The following is a 17,665-nucleotide window of genomic DNA, read 5'->3' as shown; positions in this document are numbered from 1 at the left end:
CACACCTAGGACACAACCCGATATCAACGCTCTGTGATTCCGGTATGCCACAATCCGCGACATCCGTCCCGGCCACCTCGGCGACGCTCCAGTCCACTCCGCTTCTCCGCCGCTCAGGTCGGCAGATCGGCCGCGAGCACGTCCTCACTCTCCGTGTTCGCCCCGCCACGTTGCGCCCGCACCCAGGCCCGTTTCAGATGCAGGTGCACCTCGCTCTCCCAGGTGAACCCCATCCCGCCGTGCACCTGGAGACAGTCCCGGGTGCCGAGCACGGCGGCCTCGTCGGCGAGCAGCCGGGCCGCCGCGATGTCCACCGGGTCGGCGGTGACGGCCGCCGCGTACACCGCCGCCCGGGCCACCTCCGCCCGCACCAGCATCTCGGCGCACAGGTGCTTGACCGCCTGGAAGGCCCCGATCGGCTGCCCGAACTGCTCACGCGTCCGGGCGTGTTGCGCGGCCAGCTCGCACGCGCGCGTGGCGGTGCCGAGCTGCTCGGCGGCGGTGAGGAGGACGGCGACGGGATCCGGGGAGCCCATGGCGGGGAGAGGGCCCCCGGCGCGCCCGGTGTCGACAGGGGCCGGGGAGCCCTCGGCGGCCACCCGGTGCAGCGGCGTCAGCGGATCGACCGACCGCACGGGTACGGCCCCGGACGCCTCTCCCCGTACGACGTCCGCCTCCGCCAGCCACTCCACCAGCCCCCCGTCGACGGCGGCCACGACCACCTCCCCCGTCGCCGCACCCGGCACGCTGCCCGCCGCGAGATGCGTGGCCACCAGCGGCCCGGGCAGCAGCACCCGCCCCGCCTCCTGGAAGGCCAACACCGCCTCGGGCAGCCCTAGTCCGACCCCGCCGTCCGCCTCCGGCAGCCGCAGCGCGAAGAACCCGGCCGCGCCGAGCTCCCGCCACAGCGCGCGGTCCAGCCCCGGCGCCGCCACGGCCGCCCACAGCGCCTCGCGGTCGAAACGGCGTGCGAGCAGCTGCCGTACGCCGTCCCGCAGGGCTCGCTGGTCGTCCGTCAGCCGGAAACGCACGTCATCGCCCCTTCGGCAGTCCGAGGATCCGCTCGGCCACGATGTTCCGCTGGATCTGCGAGGTCCCGGCGGCGATGGTGTACGACAGCGACGACAGCCGGTCGAGCACCCACGGCCGGTCGAGGTCGAGGCAGTCGGGGCCCAGGATGTCGGCGGCGGCGTCGTAGAGCCGCTGCCGGACCTGCGAGTACCGCAGCTTGAAGACCGAGCCCCCCACGCCCGGTACGCCGCCGCTCGCCTCGGCCTCGCTCACGTTCCACTGCGTCAGCCGCCACAGGGCGCGGAACTCGGCCTCCAGCCGGCCCAGCCGTCGCCGGAGGGCGGGATCGTCCCAGCGCCCGTTCGCGCGTGCCGTACGGGCGATTTCGCGGAGCACGCGCCGGCATGCCACGACCTCACCCACGAAGGCGGTGCCGCGTTCGAAGGACAGCGTCACCATGGTCACGCGCCAGCCGTCGTTCTCGTCGCCGACCCGGTTCGCCACCGGCACCCGCACCTCGTCGAGGAACACCTCGGCGAACTCGGCCGACCCGGCGAGCGTCCGCAACGGCCGAACGGTGACCCCCGGGGCGTCCATCGGCAGGGCGAGCCAGGTGATGCCCCGGTGCTTCGGCGCGTGGGGGTCGGTCCGCACCAACAGTTCGCACCAGTCGGCGACTTCGGCGTGCGAGGTCCAGATCTTGGAACCGGTCACCACGTAGTCGTCGCCGTCCCGGCACGCGCGCGTGCGCAGCGCCGCGAGGTCGCTGCCGGCGTCCGGTTCGCTGAAGCCCTGGCACCAGACCTCCTCGCCCCGCAGCACGGGCGGCAGCCAGCGTGCCCGCTGCCCGGGCGTTCCCTCGGCGGCGATCGTCGGCCCCGCGTGCAACAGGCCGACGAAGTTGGCGCCCACGTAGGGCGCGCCGGCCTTCTCGGTCTCTTCCAGGAAGATCAGGTGCTGGGTCGGGGTGGCACCCTGTCCGCCCGCGTCGACGGGCCAGTGCAGTCCGGCGTATCCGGCGTCGTGGAGCATGCGCTGCCAGCCGAGGTCGTAGGCACGGCGGCCGGGCCAGTCGTCCGGCGACGGCTTCGGCGGCAGGGTGGGCAGCACCTTCGCCAGCCACTCCTTCAGCCGCGCCCGGAACTCCTCCTCTTCGGGCGAGTGGGCGAGATCCACCAGCGGCCTCCCGGGAACGGAATCTGACGGTTCATCAGATATGGCTCCCGGGAAGGCTAGCCCCGCACCTCTGGACCGACAAGGCATCGAGCCCTACGCTCTGCGCACCATCTGACTGTCCGTCAGCTTTACAGGGGGCCGTTGTGAACGACACCGCCCACGCGCTCGGCGCGTCCCGCACCCTCTGGGACCTGGTCAGCCGCCGCGCCGACCTCACCCCCGACCGCCCGGTCCTCCTCCAGGAGGAGCGAGCGCTGAGCTTCGGAGAGCTGCGCAACCGGTCCGAGCGGGTCGCGGCGGGCCTGTACGACCTCGGCGTACGCCCCGGCACGGTCGTCGCCTGGCAGTTGCCCACCCGCATCGAGACGGCCGTGCTGTCCTTCGCGCTGGCCCGCCTGGGCGCCGTACAGAGCCCGGTGATCCCGTTCTACCGGGACCGCGAGGTCGCCTTCGCGCTGCGGGAGTCGAAGGCCGAGTACTTCGCGGTGCCGGGCGAGTGGCGCGGCTTCGACCACACGGAGATGGCGCGGCGGCTCGGCGCGAAGGGGATCATCGAGGCGTACGACCGCCTGCCCGACGGCGACCCGTCCGCGCTGCCCCCGCCGCCCGCCGAGGGCACCTCGGTCCGCTGGATCTACTGGACCTCGGGCACCACCTCGTCCCCCAAGGGCGTACTGCACACCGACCGTTCACTGCTCGCGGGCGGCTCCTGCCTCGCCCACGCGCTCCGTCCCACTGCCTCCGACGTCGGCTCGATCGCCTTCCCCTACGCCCATATCGGCGGCCCGGACTACATGGTGATGCTGCTGCTGTACGGCTTCCCGGCGGTGCTCTTCGAGCAGTTCGCGCTGCCGGACGCGCTGGAGGGGTACCGCAGGCACGGGGTGACGATGGCGGGCGGGTCGACGGCGTTCTACTCGATGTTCCTGACCGAGCAGCGGAAACAGCCTGGCACCCCCGCCCTTCCCTCCCTGCGGCTGCTCGCGGGCGGCGGGGCGCCCAAGCCGCCGGAGGTGTACCACGCCGTCGTACGGGAGATGGGGGTGCAGCTGACCCACGGGTACGGCATGACCGAGGTGCCGATGATCACGATGGGCGCGCCGGACGACACCCCGGAGATGCTGGCGACGACGGAGGGACGGCCGCCCGAGGGCATGGAGATACGGATCGTGGACGGGGAGGTGCGGTTGCGCGGGGAGGCCGTGTGCCGGGGGTACCTGGATCCCTCCCAGACCGCCGAGGCCTTCGACGAGGAGGGGTTCCTGCGCACCGGGGACCTCGGACGCCTGACGGACACCGGCCATCTGGTCCTCACCGGGCGGCTCAAGGACGTCATCATCCGCAAGGGCGAGAACATCTCGGCGCAGGAGATCGAGGACCTGCTGCACCGGCATCCGGGCGTCGGGGACGTGGCCGTGATCGGCCTGCCGGACGCGGAGCGCGGGGAGCTGGTCTGCGCCGTGGTCGAGGCGGCGCAGCGGCCTTCGGCGGCCGGGGAGCTGACCCTGGACGCGGTGACCTCGTATCTGCGCGCGGAAGGGCTGTCGACGCACAAGCTGCCGGAGCGGCTGGAGGTGGTGGACGCCCTTCCGCGGGGCGAGACCCTGCGGAAGGTGCTCAAGTACAAACTCCGGGAGCGTTTTTCAGGCCCACCCGGGACGTGAGGGCGCTGTCACTCCGGGACGGTGAAGTACCGCGCGAAGGCGGTCACGATCTCGCTCTCGACGACCTTGCCGTCGCCGTCCGCGTCGAGTGCCCTCGCGGCGGTCTCGGCGATGTCCTGCGGGACGCCCAGGATCCTGAGCACGCGCGCGGTGTCCTCGACGGTGGCCGCGCCGTCCCCGTCCGGGTCGGCGACGGCGAGCGCCGCGTGCAGGAAGGGGCGGGCGATCTCGGCGAAACCCTCGGGGTTGTCGCGCAGGCGCTTGACCGCACCGCCCACGAACTCCTCGCGGGTGATGCGCTGGTCACCGTCCCGGTCCGCTATGCCGGCCATGCCCTGCCAGAACGCCTCGGCACCGAGGTACAGGGCCTGTCCCTTGTCGGAGCGGGCCGCCGTGCCGAACTCCGTGAGCAGCGCCTTGGCCGCCACGTTGAAGTCGCCGCGGTCGATGTAGCCGTTGCCGTCCTGGTCGAAGGTGGCGAACCGGGCGGCGATCCTGCGCTCGTACTCGCTGCTGACCATGTCTTTTCGTGCCGCCTTACGTGACGTGTGGGTGCATCTGGCACGGAGCGTACGACGTGGAAGGCCCTCCGGGCGCGGGAAAGCGACCCTTGTGCCAAGACCGGGGGAATTCTGGGACAACGGTGTGGCACAGCCGTACGAATCGGCGTCACGCCGAGAGCGGGTCGGCCTCCGTGCTCACGGCCGAGTCGAGGTCCGGGTGGACGTCGAACAGCCGACGGACGCCGAGTGCGCCCAGGACTCTGTTGACGTGGGAGCCGTCCTCCGCGCCCCGGGCCGGGAGGATCAGGCGGAGCTGCCCCTGGCAGGAGCGGATGAGGCGGCGCGAGGCGATGAGGACGCCGACGCCGCTGGAGTCGCAGAAGAAGACCTCGGAGAGGTCGAGGACGACGCTGTGGCGGCCCTCCGCGACCGCGTCGTGCACCCGCTGGCGCAGCACGGGCGACGTCACCAGGTCCAGCTCGCCTGTCACTTGGAGCACGGCCCACTCGCCGTGCCCACCTCCGGTCACATTGAACGCCACCACCATGCCCTTCGCTCGCCGGAAAGCAAACGGAAGCTGCCCCTACGCTTCCTTGCAGCGCGGCTGCCCAGCGGCCGTTCCCTGAAACACGGGCCTAGAAACGGGAAGAAGGCGAAAGAGGCTTGTTTCCGTCGTATTCGATCCTGTTCGATCAGGTCTGATCGGCCGATGCGGGGGTAGGTGCCGCCAAGGTCCCCGCAAGAGCTCACCGCAAAGGTCCACTACCACTTGGCGACCACCGGGGGCGCGCATTGGCACAAAGGGGCGTGCACGGCCGGAGGTGCCGACTACATTCGAGGAGACGGTGGGCGCAGGCTTGACACAGACACAAGCCGGGACACAGGCAGACCGAGGGGGCCGTATGGCGAAGAAGGACGCACCGCCCCGCTGGGACCGCAAGATGCAGCAGCGGCTCGCACGCGGTGAGGCGGCCGCCCTCGGCGAGCTCTACGACCGCTTCGCCTCCCTCGTGCACGGCCTCGCCCACCGCGTGCTCGGCGACGAACGCGCCGCCGACGGCATCACCCGCGAGGTCTTCACCCACGTCTGGGAGCACCCCGACGCCTACGACCCCAAGCAGGGCCCCCTGCGCACCTGGGTGGCCACCCTGACCCACCGCCTCGCCGTGCAGCGGCTGCGGGCCACCGAGACCGCCGCCCTGACCCGGGAGGGCCACGGCACCGCCGAGGACCTGGAGCGCAAGGTCCGCCACGCCTCGGTCGCCGCCCGCGCCGACTACATCGTCCAGTCCATGCCCGCGCCCCTGCGCGCCGCCCTGGAGCTGGCCTACTTCCAGCGCCGCGACTACCGCCAGACCGCCGCCGACCTCGGCGTCACCGAGGACGAGGCCCGCCGCCGGCTCCGCCTCGGCCTGCAACTGCTGTCCACCGCCCACGACGCCGGAGCACCCGGGGCACCCCCCGGATACGGGGGTGCGGCATGAGCGGAACGGACCGGTTCGAGGCCCACGAGGAGCACGACGACGAGGGAGAGGCAGGGCAGGAAGGCCGGGAAGGCGACGACGGCTCCCGCAAGCCCGACGACGACAAGCCGGGCGACAAGCCGGGCGACCCGTCCGACGGCAAGCCCGACGACAAGGGCGTCGGCCAGGGACCCGACCAGGCAGGCGACCCGGGCGGACACGGCGGGCCGGCAGGGCCCGGCGACGACTCCGGCGCTCGCCCCGCTCCCGGCGGCGCCCCCGGCCCCGGCCGGGCGCCCCGCATACCCATGCCCCGCGCCTCCGTCGAGGACGGCGACCGGCCGCTGCCCGCGCCGGCGGAACCGGCGCCCGCCCCGCCGCTCGTCCTGGAGCACCACGTCCTCAAGGCGCTCCTCGGAGCGTGGGCGCTGGCCGCCTGCTCGCCGGAGGAGACCATGGCCGTCGAGGAACACCTCGGCGACTGCGGAAGCTGCGCGGACGAGGCCCTGCGCCTCCGGGAGGCGGTCGGCCTGCTGCAGCGCCCCGAGAGCCTCGACCTCGACCCCGGCCTGCGCACCCGCGTCCTGGACGGCTGCCTCGACCGGCGCCCGCCGCGCATCCCGGTGCCCGTCTGGGCGACGCCGTACGACGCCGAGACGGCCCGCCTGGACGCCCTGCTCCAGGACATAGGCGACGCCGAGTGGCACGCGCCCGTGCGGCTGCGCTGGTTCGAGGCCGACGAGGCGACGAGCCGTCGTACCACCGTCGCCGGGGTCATCGCCCACCTGCTCACCGTCGACGGGCTGGTCGCGCTCGCCCTCGGCCTCGACGACCCGCTGGGCGACATCACCGCGGACGCGCCGACACCGGCCGCGCGGACCGAGGCGTACTGGCGGGCCTCGCACTTCCCGCCGACCCGGTCGGTGCGGATGCCCTGGCGGGCGCAGAGCCACGACCTGGTGCGCACGGTGTCCTTCACCGGAGGGGACACAGGCGGCGGCAGGCTGGCCGTCCCGTACGGCGCCTTCGAACTGCCGCTGCACGACGCGATGCTGGACCGCGCCTTCGAGTGCTGGGTGCACGCGGAGGACATCGCCGAGGCGGTGGACTACCCGTACGGCCCGCCGTCCCCGCGCCACCTCAACCGCATGATCGACCTCGCGGCCCGCATGCTGCCCACCGTGCTGGCCGTACGCCGCCGGACCGGGCTGGCCGCACCCGCCGCGGGCCGGCACCTGGTACCGGTCGGCGAGCCGGGCCGCAGCCTGCGCCTGGAGATCGAGGGACACGGCGGCGGCGAGTGGCTGATCCCCCTGGACTCCCCCGGCGCGGTGGGCTCCGCCGAGCACGAGGTCGCCCACGTCGCCCTGGACGGCGTGGAGTTCTGCCGACTCGCGGCGGGCCACGTCTCTCCTGCGGAGGCCGCAGCGGGGCAGCTGGGTGACCGGGAGGCGATCAGGGACGTCCTGTTCGCGGCGGCGAGTTTGAGCCGGATGTAGGGGCGGGTTGCCGGTTCGTCGGCGGCTACAGCGAGGTCCGTTGCTGGTCGCGCAGCTGTCCCGCGCCCCTTGAAGGCCGGCGACCAGCCCCCACGCACCCGCACCCGCACCCGCCCCCGCACCCGCCCCCGAAACAGAACCTCCCGAGCTGCTAGGCGAACACGACCGTCCGGCGGCCGTTGAGCAGAATCCTGTGCTCTGCGTGCCACTTCACCGCCCGCGCCAGCGCCTGGCACTCCACGTCCCGCCCGATCGCGACGAGCTGGTCCGGCGTCACGCCGTGGCCGACGCGCTCGACCTCCTGCTCGATGATCGGCCCCTCGTCGAGGTCGGCGGTCACGTAGTGCGCGGTGGCGCCGATCAGCTTCACACCACGCGCGTGCGCCTGGTGGTACGGCTTCGCGCCCTTGAAGCTCGGCAGGAAGGAGTGGTGGATGTTGATGATCCGGCCGTTGAGCTGCTTGCACAGGTCGTCGGAGATGACCTGCATGTAGCGGGCGAGGACGACCAGCTCGACGTTCTCCTCGCGCACGATCTCCAGCAGCCGCGCCTCGGCCTGCGCCTTCGTGTCCTTGGTCACCGGAATGTGGTGGAAGGGGATGTCGTACGACCCCACGAGCTCTGCGAAGTCCGTGTGGTTGGACACCACGGCGGCGATCTCCACCGGAAGGGCGCCGATCCGGCAGCGGAAGAGCAGGTCGTTCAGACAGTGGCCGAACTTGCTGACCATCAGCACGATGCGCATCGTGTCGTCGGCCCGGTGGAGCTGCCAGTCCATGTGGAAGGCGTCACCGATCGCCGCGAAACTGGCCCGCAGCTTGTCCAGGGTCACCGGCGCCTCCGCCGAGAAGTGGACCCGCATGAAGAACAGTCCCGTGTCGTGGTCACCGAACTGCTGGCTGTCCTCGATGTTGCACCCGGTCATGAAGAGGTAGCTCGACACGGCGTGCACGATGCCCTTCTTGTCAGGGCAGGAGAGGGTGAGGACGTACTGGTCGGCGGGAGCGGCGGCTTGGCTGGACTGCGCGTTCATGCAGCACAGGGTCCCATATCCGGCTCCGGGACCGTCCCGGCGTCTCGCTACGCAGACCGCGTCAGGATCCGCAGCACCTCGAGCGTGCGCGGCGGCGCGTCCGGGTCCTCGCCGTCGGCCGCCGCCATCCGTACGTGCGCGTCACGCGCCGCCCGTACCGCGTCCGGCCAGCCCTCGTGGTCGACGTAGACGGAGACCGGGGCGTCCGGCCCGACCTGGTGCATGATCCGCAGCACCCGCAGGACGGCGGTGTCGACGAGGGCCGCCTCCTGGGAGTCCCGGAAGATCGTGCCGACGTACTTCTCGGCGGACCAGTTGTCCAGCCAGGTGTCCTCGACCAGGCGGTACACGGCGTCGGTGACGTCCCCGTACCCCTCGACACCGGCCAGCCAGACGTTCTGCTGGAACGCCGGATCGGAGAGCATGTGCAGCGCGGAGCGCACATTGGTGCGCCAGCGCCACCAGGGCATGTCGTTCTGAGGCATGTCGCCCATGGTGGACGAGCGACGGCCGCGACGGGAAGAGTTCTCCGAACCTTGCACGGTCATCGATCGTACGTTCCGCTCCTCAGGGACCTCACCTGCCCCCGCTGTTCACCCGTACGTCACCCTTCCCTAACCAAGGGTCACTCTCAGGTTAGTGATGTGACGGAATCGTGTGTGCCCATGACAGGCAGGCGACGCATCAGCAGCACCCTCCTCCCCATGTCCACCCGGCCCGGCAGAGCCACCGCCCTGGCCGTGGGGGCGCTGGTGGCCTGCGCGTCGCTGACGGCCGGTTGCGGGGTCGTCCCCGGTGCCACGGGGGGCTCCGGGGTCGACCCGATCAAGGTCATGACCTGGGCCCCGCAGGAAACCGACGCGACCAACAAGCCCGGCATGCCCGCCTTCGCACAGGCCTACGCCCGCTGGATCAACGATCAGGGCGGCATCAACGGCCGCAAGATCACGGTCCTGACCTGCAACGACCGCAACGACAGCGTGGCCGCGGCGAGGTGCGCCCGGCGCGCGGTCAAGGAGGAGGTCGTCGCCGTGGTCGGCTCGTACAGCCAGCACAGCGACTCCTTCTTCCCGCCCCTGGAAGGCGCGGGCATCCCCTACATCGGCGGCTACGGCGTCACCACCGACGAGTTCACCAGCCCCCTCTCCTACCCCGTGAACGGCGGCGCGCCCACCCTCCTGGCCGGCCTCGGCAAGGCGCTTGCCCCGAGCTGCGGGCCCGTGACCTTCGTCCGGCCCGACACCATCGCCGGCGACGAACTGCCGGTCCTGCTCGACTCCGGCCTGACGGCGGGCGGGCACCCGGCCGCCGAGGACCTGCGGGCGCCGGAGGACGCCACCCAGTACTCGGAGCAGTCGGAACGGGCCCTGCAGAGCTCCACCACCGACACGGCGAAGAAGGGGTGCGTGGTCCCCGCGATCGGCGACCGCACCGGAACCTTCATGGACTCCTTCCGCCGCGCCCGCGAGGACTACCCGCAGGTGCGCACCGGCACCGTCCTCGGCAGCGTCGACCAGACGGTGATCGACGCCTCCGGCGGGCAGTCCGGGCCGTACGAGGGGTCGTACATCACCGGCTGGTACCCGGTGGAGACCGACGCCCGCTGGGACGCGATGAAGAAGGTCATCAGCGAGAAGGCCTTCGGCGACAACCGGATCGACCCCGCGGACGCCGGTGTGCAGACCACCTGGATCGCCTACACGGTGCTCAAGGCGGCCGTCGAGTCGCTCGGCGACGGCGAGGTGAGCGCCGACTCCGTGCGCAGGGCCCTGGACAACGGGCTCGAGGTCGACACGGACGGGCTGACGCCGAGCCTGCGCTGGGAGTTCCAGGCCCGGCTCGCGTCCGTCGGCTTCCCGCGCCTGGTCAACACCGAGGTGACCCTGCAGGTCGTACGGTCCGGGCGGCTGGTGTCGGCGAAGAAGGGCTTCACGGACGTGACGGCCACGCTGAAGGACGCCAAGCTGAGCTGAGTGAGCCGGCTGAGGGGCCGTAGCCCCTCAGCCGCGGGCCCGGTTCACAGCTGGGTCGGCTGGCGCTCCGTCAGGCCGTACTGCTTCGCGATCGTGTTCCACAGCCGGGCCGCCCGGGTCTTCTCGGTGCTGGCGGTGCCGCTCGCCCGGTTGCCGGCCTGGGTCTGGGCGGTGATGCGCGCCTGCCCCTTCCTGCAGCCCTTCTTGCCGGCCGCCTGGTCGGCCCACGCCGCGTAGTGGTTGTCTGCCGACGCGGACGCCTTCCACGCCTTGGTGAGAGCGTCGGTCAGCGCCGCGTTGTCGGGCAGCTTGTCGACCGTGAGCCCGGAGAGCCGGGTGACCAGGTCGGTGCGCTGCTGTGCCGCGTCCCGCAGGTCCTTGGCCGCCTGGCCGAGGTTCTTGCAGGACTTCACGTTGGACACCGCGTTGATCACCGCCGTGCGGCTGTCACCGCTGTCCGCCAGCAACTTGTCCAGCGCCACGGCCTGCTCCCGGGCCGGGTCGGCCGACGGCGAGGCCGACTCCTGGGTCGCGGGAGCCGTCGCCGAGACGGTCTGCTTCTTGTCGCCCTTGTCGTCGCTCCCGCCACCGGCGAGCAACGCGCCCGCGCCGATACCGAGGACGACGATGCCGATGCCGACGGCGGCGATCAGCGGCAGCCGCGAGCCGGAACGGCCGCCGTCGTCGTACGTGGGGGTCTCGGGCGGACCGGCGTACGACGGCCGCGCGGCCTGCCCGTACGGCGGCTGGGCACCCGGCGGCTGCTGGAAGCGCGGCATCTGCTGGGTCGCCCCGGCCGGGGCCGCGCCGCCCGGGGCCGCGCCGCCCGGACCCGTGCGGAAGAGGTTGTCGAACTCGGCGGGCGGCTGCCGGTCCCCGCCCGTCTGCCCGGGCACGGGCGCGATGTACTGCGTGGCCTCGGCATCGGGGCCGGACACGGGCGGCATCGGACCGGCGGACGGCATCGGACCGGCGGTGGACCGGTGCCCCGCTCCGGCCCGGTGGCCGCCGCCCTGCGGGGCACGGCCCAGGAACTGCGTCGACTCCCCGGGCGACTCGGCGTGCACCTCGGGCGGCAACGCCCCGGGGCCCACCGGCGGTATGTACTGCGTCGCCCCCTCGTCGGCGGCCTGCGCGGCCGTGGGCTTCGGATACTGCGTGCCCCCGCCCTCCGCGGCCGCGACGGGCGGGAGGTACTGGGTGGCACCCTCGTCCGCGGGCGGCAGCGGGGCGGCATGCCCGCCGCCCCCGTGCACGACAGGCGAAGGGGAGACGTGCGAGCCACCGCGCCCCTGAGCCGGAGGAGCGGCGTCCGGAACTCCGTGCCCTGTGGGCGGCATGGGCGCACCACCGCCGGGAGAGCCGTACGGATCGGCAGCGGTCGGGAGAGGCGCCCCGGCGCCGGAAGCGCCGTAAGTGTTGGCCGGCGGCAGGGCGGCATCCTGCGCGGCCTGCTGAGCCGACGGCTGAGACGCCCCTGCGTCAGGAGAGCCGTAGGCGTCGGCGCCCGGCGGGCCGTACTGGCCTGCGGGAGGCGTGGGAGAGCCGTAGGTGTCGGCGCCGTACGCCTGTGATCCGTCGGCCGGCAGGGTGCCGGACGCCGGCTCCCAGGACTGGTCGGGTGAGCTCCACGGCCGGTCGGATGTGCTCGGCCGGCCCTGACCCGGCGGCGGGGCCGGGGCCTGGTGCTGGTCGGGTCCCCACGGCGTGCCCCAGGCCTGACCACCGGCCGGACCGGCCGGCGAACCGGCCGGTGGACCGGACGGCGAACCGGGCGTCGACGCGTGACGACCGGAGCCGGTCGGCTGCCCGCCGTACTCACCTTGGCCGCCGTACTCCCCTTGGCCGCCGTACGCACCCGGGCCGCCGTATTCACCTTGGCCGCCGTGTTCATCTCGCCGGCCGTACTCGCCTTGCCGGCCTTGGGCGTCCTGGCGGCCGTGTTCGCCCTGACCGCCGTACGCGTTCGGGCCGCCATAGCCGTTCTGGCCGCCGTAGCCGCCGTTTCCGCCGTATCCGCCCGTCATTCCCGGCAGCAGGGGTTCCCCGCCGTCGGAGGGCAGCACGATGCCTTCGCGCGCCTCACGCGGCGAGGGCTCCTCGCCCTGTCCACTCTGCGTCACCGGGACTCCTACGAATGGGGGACCTTCGGAATCGTCGGCTCACGCTACCGGGTTCCCTGAGCCGGGTGCCACGCAGCTCATGACGTGACCTGCATCCCTGTGACGGCGATAACAGATCACCATGAGTCCCGTGACAGAACCGGTCCCCCATCCGCTGTATAAAGGCCCCTTTCGCCTCCGGTGCCTTCGTTTCCCTGCCGTTCACACTCCGGTACCCGGTGCTGTCACGCAGCGGCCTGAAGGTCCAGCCGCGCCCCGAACTCCCTTACCACCGACTCGTCCCGGTACGGCTCCAGCCGCTGCTGGAAGTCGTCGAGATACTCGGCGCCCCGGTTGGAGCGCAGCGTCTCCAGCAACTCCACCGCTTTCATGCCGGTGTTGCAGGCCTGTTCCACCTCCCGCTGCTGCACCTGCGCACTGGCCAGCAGCACGTAGCCGATGGCCCTGCGGCGGGCCCGCGACTCGGGGTGCCCGGCCAGCGACTCACGCGCGCACCGCGCCGCCGCCTCGGCCTGTCCCAGGTCCCGGTGGCAGTGCGCCAACTCGTCGGCGAGATAGGCCTCGTCGAAGTGCGCGATCCACGCCGGGTCGTCCCCGGCGGACGGGTCCGCCTGCTCCAGCGCCCTCACCGCGCGCCCGGACGCCACCTGGGTCGCCCTCGCGTCGCCCATCAACGCGTGCCCGCGCGCTTCTGCCGCGCAGAACATCGCCTCCGCGCGCGGAGTCACGTGCCCACGCGCCCCCTCCTGTGCCGCCCGCGCCAACTGCGCGATCTCACGCGGGTTTCCGAGCTGTGCGGCGAGGTGGCTCATGGAGGCGGCGAGCACGTATCCGCCGTAGCCACGGTCGCCCGCCGCCTGCGCGAGCCGCAGGGCCTGGATGTAGTAGCGCTGGGCGAGGCCCGGCTGGCCGGTGTCGACGGCCATGTAGCCCGCGAGTTCGGTCAGCCGGGCGACCGCGGCGAAGAGGTCGCGGCCGACCGCCTCCCGGTAGGAGCCGGCCAGCAGTCCGGACACCACGCTGTTGAGGTAGTGCACGACGACCGGGCGCACATGCCCGCTGCCGTACTGGTGGTCCAGGTCGCTCAGGGCCTGGGTCATCGCGCGGACCGCATCCACGTCGGACGGCCCCACCCGCGGCCCCGCCGAACGCGCCACCTGCGAGTCCGGCGAGGAGATCAGCCAGTCACGGCTCGGCTCCACCAGCGCGGACGCGGCGACGGAGGAACCGGACAGGAAGTCCCGGCGGCCCACGTCGCTGCGCCACAGCTCACACACCTGCTCGATGGCTCCCAGCACCGTCGGCGAGAACTGGAGGCCGACACCCGAGGCGAGGTTCTTGCCGTTGGCCATGCCGATCTCGTCGATCGTGACCGTACGGCCGAGTTTGCGGCCGAGTGCCTCCGCGATGATCGCCGGGGCGCGTCCGCGTGGCTGCTGTCCGCGCAGCCAGCGCGCCACGGACGTCTTGTCGTAGCGCAGATCGAGACCGTGTTCGGCGCCGCACATGTTGACCCGGCGGGCGAGCCCCGCGTTGGAGCAGCCTGCTTCCTGGATGAGCGCCTGCAACCGTTCGTTCGGCTGCCGCGCGACGAGAGGCCTTGCGGCCATGGCGTACCCCCTGTGGCTGCGGTGCCTGCCCACGCACCGAGTTGACGTGTCTTCCACCGAAAATTTCCGGCCGTGAAGATCAATGCCCCGCTGAGAGAGCGAAAATGCGAGGCATGCGAGGATTGCCGGGGTAAAGGCGGATGCCGCCCCCACACCTGGCTACCCAGCTCACGCCTCGCTTCCTCCTGCGCGCCCCCGCACATGCATCCATGCGCCCCAGATGCGGAACCGATGCTCCTCCCCCGCGCGCGCTACGCCCGTAACCCGAGGTGAGCGCGGGAGTTGTGTTCAGCGTGGAAGAGACGATCGCGGGCACCGAAGCCGTTCAGATTCCGAAGCAGCGCGGGGAATCGCTGCTGGAGACAGCCGTACGCTACGCCGAGGAGCGCCACTGGGACGTCTTTCCCGGCACCTGGCTGGAGGCCGTCGAAGGGGTGCAGTGCTGCTCGTGCGGCGACGCCGCGTGCGCCGTACCCGGCGCGCATCCGGCGCGCGAGGACTGGGCGACGCAGGCGACCGGCAGTGCGACCGTCGCCCGGCGGATGTGGCAGAAACAGCCGACGGCGTCCATCTTGCTGCCGACGGGGCGTACCTTCGATGCGATCTCCGTCCCGGAGACGGCGGGGTTCCTCGCGCTGGCGCGGATGGAGCGCATGGAGTTGACGCTGGGGCCCGTGACGTTGACGCCGGATCTGCGGATGCAGTTCTTCGTGCTGCCGGGGGCCTCGGTGAAGGTGCCGGAGCTGGTGCGGAAGCTGGGCTGGTCCCCGTCGTCGCTCGATCTCGTCGCACTGGGTGAGGGCGAGTACGTCGCCGGGCCGCCCACCCGGTTCGGGTCCCGGGGGGCCGTGCAGTGGGCCTGTCGCCCCACGCCGGCGAATCGGTGGCTGCCGGACGCCGAGGAGTTGATCTCGCCGCTCGCCTATGCGTGTGGGCGGGACCGGTAGTTCCGCGGCCGCGGGTGTGCCGTGGCTTGTCGCGCCCACGCGGCGGAGCCGCACATCAGGCGCAGTCCCGCGCCCGTCGGCCAAGTTGTCCCGCCGTAGGGTGCATCCATGACGTCGGAAGCAGTGACGGGTGCAGCGGCCGTGCGGGTGCGGGGGCTCTGGAAGCGGTTCGGGCAACAGGTCGCCGTGGCCGGGATCGATCTGGATCTGCCTGCCGGGAAGTTCATCGGGCTCGTGGGACCAAACGGGGCCGGGAAGACCACCACGCTCTCCATGATCACCGGACTGCTCCGGCCCGACCACGGGTCCGTCGAGGTCGTCGGGCACGACGTGTGGCGGGATCCGGTGGAGGTGAAGGCGCGGATCGGGGTGCTGCCGGAGGGACTGCGGCTGTTCGAGCGGCTGTCGGGGCGTGAACTGCTCGCCTACTCGGGGCGGTTGCGCGGACTGCCCGGCGCCGAGGTCGACAAGCGGGTCACCCAGCTCCTCGACGTCCTCGACCTGGCCGGCGCGCAGCACAAGCTCGTCGTCGACTACTCGACCGGCATGCGCAAGAAGATCGGGCTCGCCGCCGCGCTCCTCCACAACCCCGAAGTGCTGTTCCTCGACGAGCCGTTCGAGGGCGTCGACCCGGTCTCCGCGCAGACCATCCGGGGTGTGCTGGAGCGCTACACCGCCTCCGGCGCCACCGTCGTCTTCTCCTCCCACGTCATGGAGCTCGTCGAGTCGCTGTGCGACTGGGTCGCGGTGATGGCCGCGGGCCGCATCCGCGCCCAGGGAACACTCGCCGAGGTCCGCGGTGACGCGCCGACCCTGCAACGGGCCTTCCTGGAACTCGTCGGCGCGAACAGCCGCGACACCGGCTCCCACCTCGACTGGCTGGGCGGCGGGACGGCCCGATGAGCACCGTGACGACCTCCCTCACCCCTGTCGTCGTACGGCTGAAGCTGTCCCTGCTGCGCAACGGGCTCCGGCAGTCCAGTGGCCGGCGGGCCGCCTATGTCGCCTCGGTCGTCGCCGTCCTCCTCGTCTCCGCGGCCCAGCTGATCGGCCTGATCGCGCTGCGCGGGCACGCGCACGCCGAGTCCGTGGTGGTGCTGCTCGTCGCGCTGCTGGCGGCCGGCTGGGCCGTGATGCCGCTGTTCTTCCCCGGCGGCGACGAGACCCTGGACCCCACCCGCCTGGTGATGCTGCCGCTGCGGCCCCGCCCGCTGGTGCGGGCGCTGCTCGTGTCCTCGCTGGTCGGCATCGGGCCGCTGTTCACGCTGTGCATGCTGGCCGGTTCCGTCGTGTCGGTCGCGCACGGCGGTGTGGCGTACGTCGTCGGAGTCGTCGGTGCCGTCCTCGCGCTCCTGGTCTGCGTGGCGCTCGCGCGGGCCGTCGCCGCGGCCAACCTCCGGCTGCTGACCAGCCGAAAGGGCCGGGATCTCGCGGTGCTGAGCGGACTGGTCATCGCGGTCGGGGCGCAGGTCGTCAACTTCGGCGCGCAGCGGCTGGGTTCCGGTGGTCTCGGCCAGCTGGACGGGCCGGCCGACGTGCTGAAGTGGGTGCCGCCCGCGTCGGCGATCGGAGCGGCGGACTCCGCGAGCGAGGGGTCGTACGGCGTCGCCGTCCTCCAGCTCGCCCTGACCGCCGCCGCCCTGGTGGCCCTGGTCGCCGTCTGGTCGCGGCATCTGACCCGGCTGATGACCGCGCCGGACGGCTCCACGCTCCAGTCCGCCGACTCCGGGGCCCGCGAGCGGACCTCGACCGGCCTGTCCCGTCTGCTGCCCGCCGGCCGCACCGGCACGGTCATGGAGCGCAGCCTGCGCTATGTGTGGCGCGACCCCAAGACCAAGGCGGCCTGGGTGACCTCGCTGGCCATCGGTCTGATCGTGCCGGTGTTCAACGCCCTGCAGGGCAGCGGCTCGATCTACTTCGCCTGCTTCGCCGCCGGGATGCTGGGCGTGCAGATGTACAACCAGTTCGGTCAGGACACCTCCGCGTTCTGGATGGTCGCGCTGACGATCTCCTCGACCCGGGACGCCTACGTCGAACTGCGCGCCCGCGCGCTCGCCCTGCTGGTGATCACCCTGCCGTACGCCACCCTCGTGACCGTCCTGACGACGGCCCTGCTCGACGACTGGCCGAAGCTGCCCGAGGTGCTCGGGCTGTCCTTCGCGCTGCTCGGCGCGATGCTGGCGACCGGCGCGTGGACCTCCGCCCGCTTCCCGTACTCCATCCCGCAGGAGGGCTACAAGAACGTGGCCCCCGGGCAGTCCGGGCTCGCATTCATGGCCATCCTGGGCGGCATGGTCTCGGCGTCCCTGCTCTGCGCCCCCGTCATCGCCGGGACGATCTGGCTGAACGTCAGCGAGGGCGGCGACGAGTGGAGCTGGCTGCTGCTGCCGGTGGGCACGGTCTACGGGGCCGCGATCACGGTGGCGGGTCTGCGGCTGGCGGCCCCGCGCACGGCTCGGCAGCTGCCGGAGATCCTCACGGCGGTCAGCAAGGGGTGAGCGGGGCGCGCCCGTAGGCCCGTGGACCTGCGCCCCCAGGGGCGCGGGGAACTGCGACCAGCCACCGGGCACCCGCACCCGGCACACCGCACAAACCCCCACCCCCGTGGCCGCCGGCCGCCAGCTCCTCGCAGCGGGCGGCGCTGTCGCGCCCGAGAGACTGGC

General features: G+C 72.4%; 15 protein-coding genes. 7 read left to right on the top strand and 8 right to left on the bottom strand.

The features are described from left to right. Positions 1–113: 113 nt before the first annotated feature. Positions 114–1,031, bottom strand: a complete 918-nt coding sequence (locus KUM49_RS46585) for an acyl-CoA dehydrogenase family protein (RefSeq protein ID WP_217243073.1) — start codon at positions 1,029–1,031, stop codon at positions 114–116. Position 1,032: 1 nt separating this feature from the next. Further along, positions 1,033–2,187 (bottom strand): acyl-CoA dehydrogenase, encoded by a 1,155-nt coding sequence (locus KUM49_RS46580; RefSeq protein ID WP_217243072.1) that lies wholly within the window; start codon positions 2,185–2,187, stop codon positions 1,033–1,035. 143 nt (positions 2,188–2,330) lie between these two features. On the opposite strand from KUM49_RS46580, the gene KUM49_RS46575 reads away from it, so the two are divergent. Continuing rightward, entirely contained in the window at positions 2,331–3,851 is a 1,521-nt protein-coding gene (locus KUM49_RS46575; RefSeq protein ID WP_217243071.1) for a class I adenylate-forming enzyme family protein, read from the top strand. Between the two features lie 8 nt (positions 3,852–3,859). Here the strand turns inward: KUM49_RS46575 and KUM49_RS46570 are convergent, their stop codons facing one another. Further along, positions 3,860–4,372 carry an EF-hand domain-containing protein gene (locus tag KUM49_RS46570; RefSeq protein WP_217243070.1) on the bottom strand — a complete coding sequence of 171 codons (513 nt, stop codon included), beginning with the start codon at positions 4,370–4,372 and terminating at the stop codon, positions 3,860–3,862. A 148-nt stretch (positions 4,373–4,520) separates the two neighbouring features. Next, the gene (locus tag KUM49_RS46565) at positions 4,521–4,901 is read right to left on the bottom strand and encodes an STAS domain-containing protein (RefSeq protein ID WP_217243069.1); all 381 of its coding nucleotides are present in this window, start codon (positions 4,899–4,901) and stop codon (positions 4,521–4,523) included. A 355-nt stretch (positions 4,902–5,256) separates the two neighbouring features. Between KUM49_RS46565 and KUM49_RS46560 the strand changes: the two genes are divergently transcribed. Both KUM49_RS46560 and KUM49_RS46555 read left to right on the top strand, forming a co-directional pair. Further along, entirely contained in the window at positions 5,257–5,838 is a 582-nt protein-coding gene (locus tag KUM49_RS46560) for a sigma-70 family RNA polymerase sigma factor (protein ID WP_217243068.1), read from the top strand. Continuing rightward, on the top strand, positions 5,835–7,316 hold the full coding sequence (locus KUM49_RS46555) for a zf-HC2 domain-containing protein (protein WP_217243067.1): 1,482 nt from the start codon (positions 5,835–5,837) through the stop codon (positions 7,314–7,316). The genes KUM49_RS46560 and KUM49_RS46555 overlap by 4 nt, the downstream gene beginning before the upstream one ends. A gap of 151 nt (positions 7,317–7,467) precedes the next feature. On the opposite strand, the gene purU is transcribed toward KUM49_RS46555, so the two are convergent. Together purU and KUM49_RS46545 are read right to left on the bottom strand one after the other, a co-directional pair. After that, positions 7,468–8,349 (bottom strand): formyltetrahydrofolate deformylase, encoded by an 882-nt coding sequence (gene purU / locus KUM49_RS46550; RefSeq protein WP_217243066.1) that lies wholly within the window; start codon positions 8,347–8,349, stop codon positions 7,468–7,470. Positions 8,350–8,396: 47 nt separating this feature from the next. Beyond that, complete coding sequence (locus KUM49_RS46545; RefSeq protein WP_217243065.1) at positions 8,397–8,897, bottom strand: hypothetical protein; 501 nt, start codon at positions 8,895–8,897, stop codon at positions 8,397–8,399. Positions 8,898–9,014: 117 nt separating this feature from the next. On the opposite strand from KUM49_RS46545, the gene KUM49_RS46540 reads away from it, so the two are divergent. Further along, positions 9,015–10,322 (top strand): ABC transporter substrate-binding protein, encoded by a 1,308-nt coding sequence (locus KUM49_RS46540; protein WP_217243064.1) that lies wholly within the window; start codon positions 9,015–9,017, stop codon positions 10,320–10,322. A gap of 44 nt (positions 10,323–10,366) precedes the next feature. On the opposite strand, the gene KUM49_RS46535 is transcribed toward KUM49_RS46540, so the two are convergent. Together KUM49_RS46535 and KUM49_RS46530 are read right to left on the bottom strand one after the other, a co-directional pair. Beyond that, positions 10,367–12,445, bottom strand: coding sequence for a hypothetical protein (locus tag KUM49_RS46535; RefSeq protein ID WP_217243063.1), 2,079 nt, complete (start codon positions 12,443–12,445; stop codon positions 10,367–10,369). Between the two features lie 224 nt (positions 12,446–12,669). Continuing rightward, the gene (locus KUM49_RS46530) at positions 12,670–14,055 is read right to left on the bottom strand and encodes a transcriptional regulator (protein ID WP_217243062.1); all 1,386 of its coding nucleotides are present in this window, start codon (positions 14,053–14,055) and stop codon (positions 12,670–12,672) included. 284 nt (positions 14,056–14,339) lie between these two features. Here KUM49_RS46530 and KUM49_RS46525 point away from each other — a divergent pair, with 284 nt between their 5' ends. The 3 genes from KUM49_RS46525 (at position 14,340) to KUM49_RS46515 (ending at position 17,500) form a co-directional block, all read left to right on the top strand. Continuing rightward, positions 14,340–15,002 carry a bifunctional DNA primase/polymerase gene (locus tag KUM49_RS46525; protein ID WP_217243061.1) on the top strand — a complete coding sequence of 221 codons (663 nt, stop codon included), beginning with the start codon at positions 14,340–14,342 and terminating at the stop codon, positions 15,000–15,002. A gap of 108 nt (positions 15,003–15,110) precedes the next feature. Then, entirely contained in the window at positions 15,111–15,905 is a 795-nt protein-coding gene (locus tag KUM49_RS46520) for an ABC transporter ATP-binding protein (protein ID WP_217243060.1), read from the top strand. Further along, entirely contained in the window at positions 15,902–17,500 is a 1,599-nt protein-coding gene (locus tag KUM49_RS46515) for a transporter (RefSeq protein WP_217243059.1), read from the top strand. The genes KUM49_RS46520 and KUM49_RS46515 overlap by 4 nt, the downstream gene beginning before the upstream one ends. Positions 17,501–17,665 lie beyond the last annotated feature (165 nt).

The organism is Streptomyces sp. AC555_RSS877, from assembly GCF_019049245.1.
Taxonomy (GTDB): Bacteria; Actinomycetota; Actinomycetes; order Streptomycetales; family Streptomycetaceae; genus Streptomyces.
Note: the sequence above shows the minus strand (reverse complement) of the source record. Positions and strands in the feature narration are given on the sequence as shown.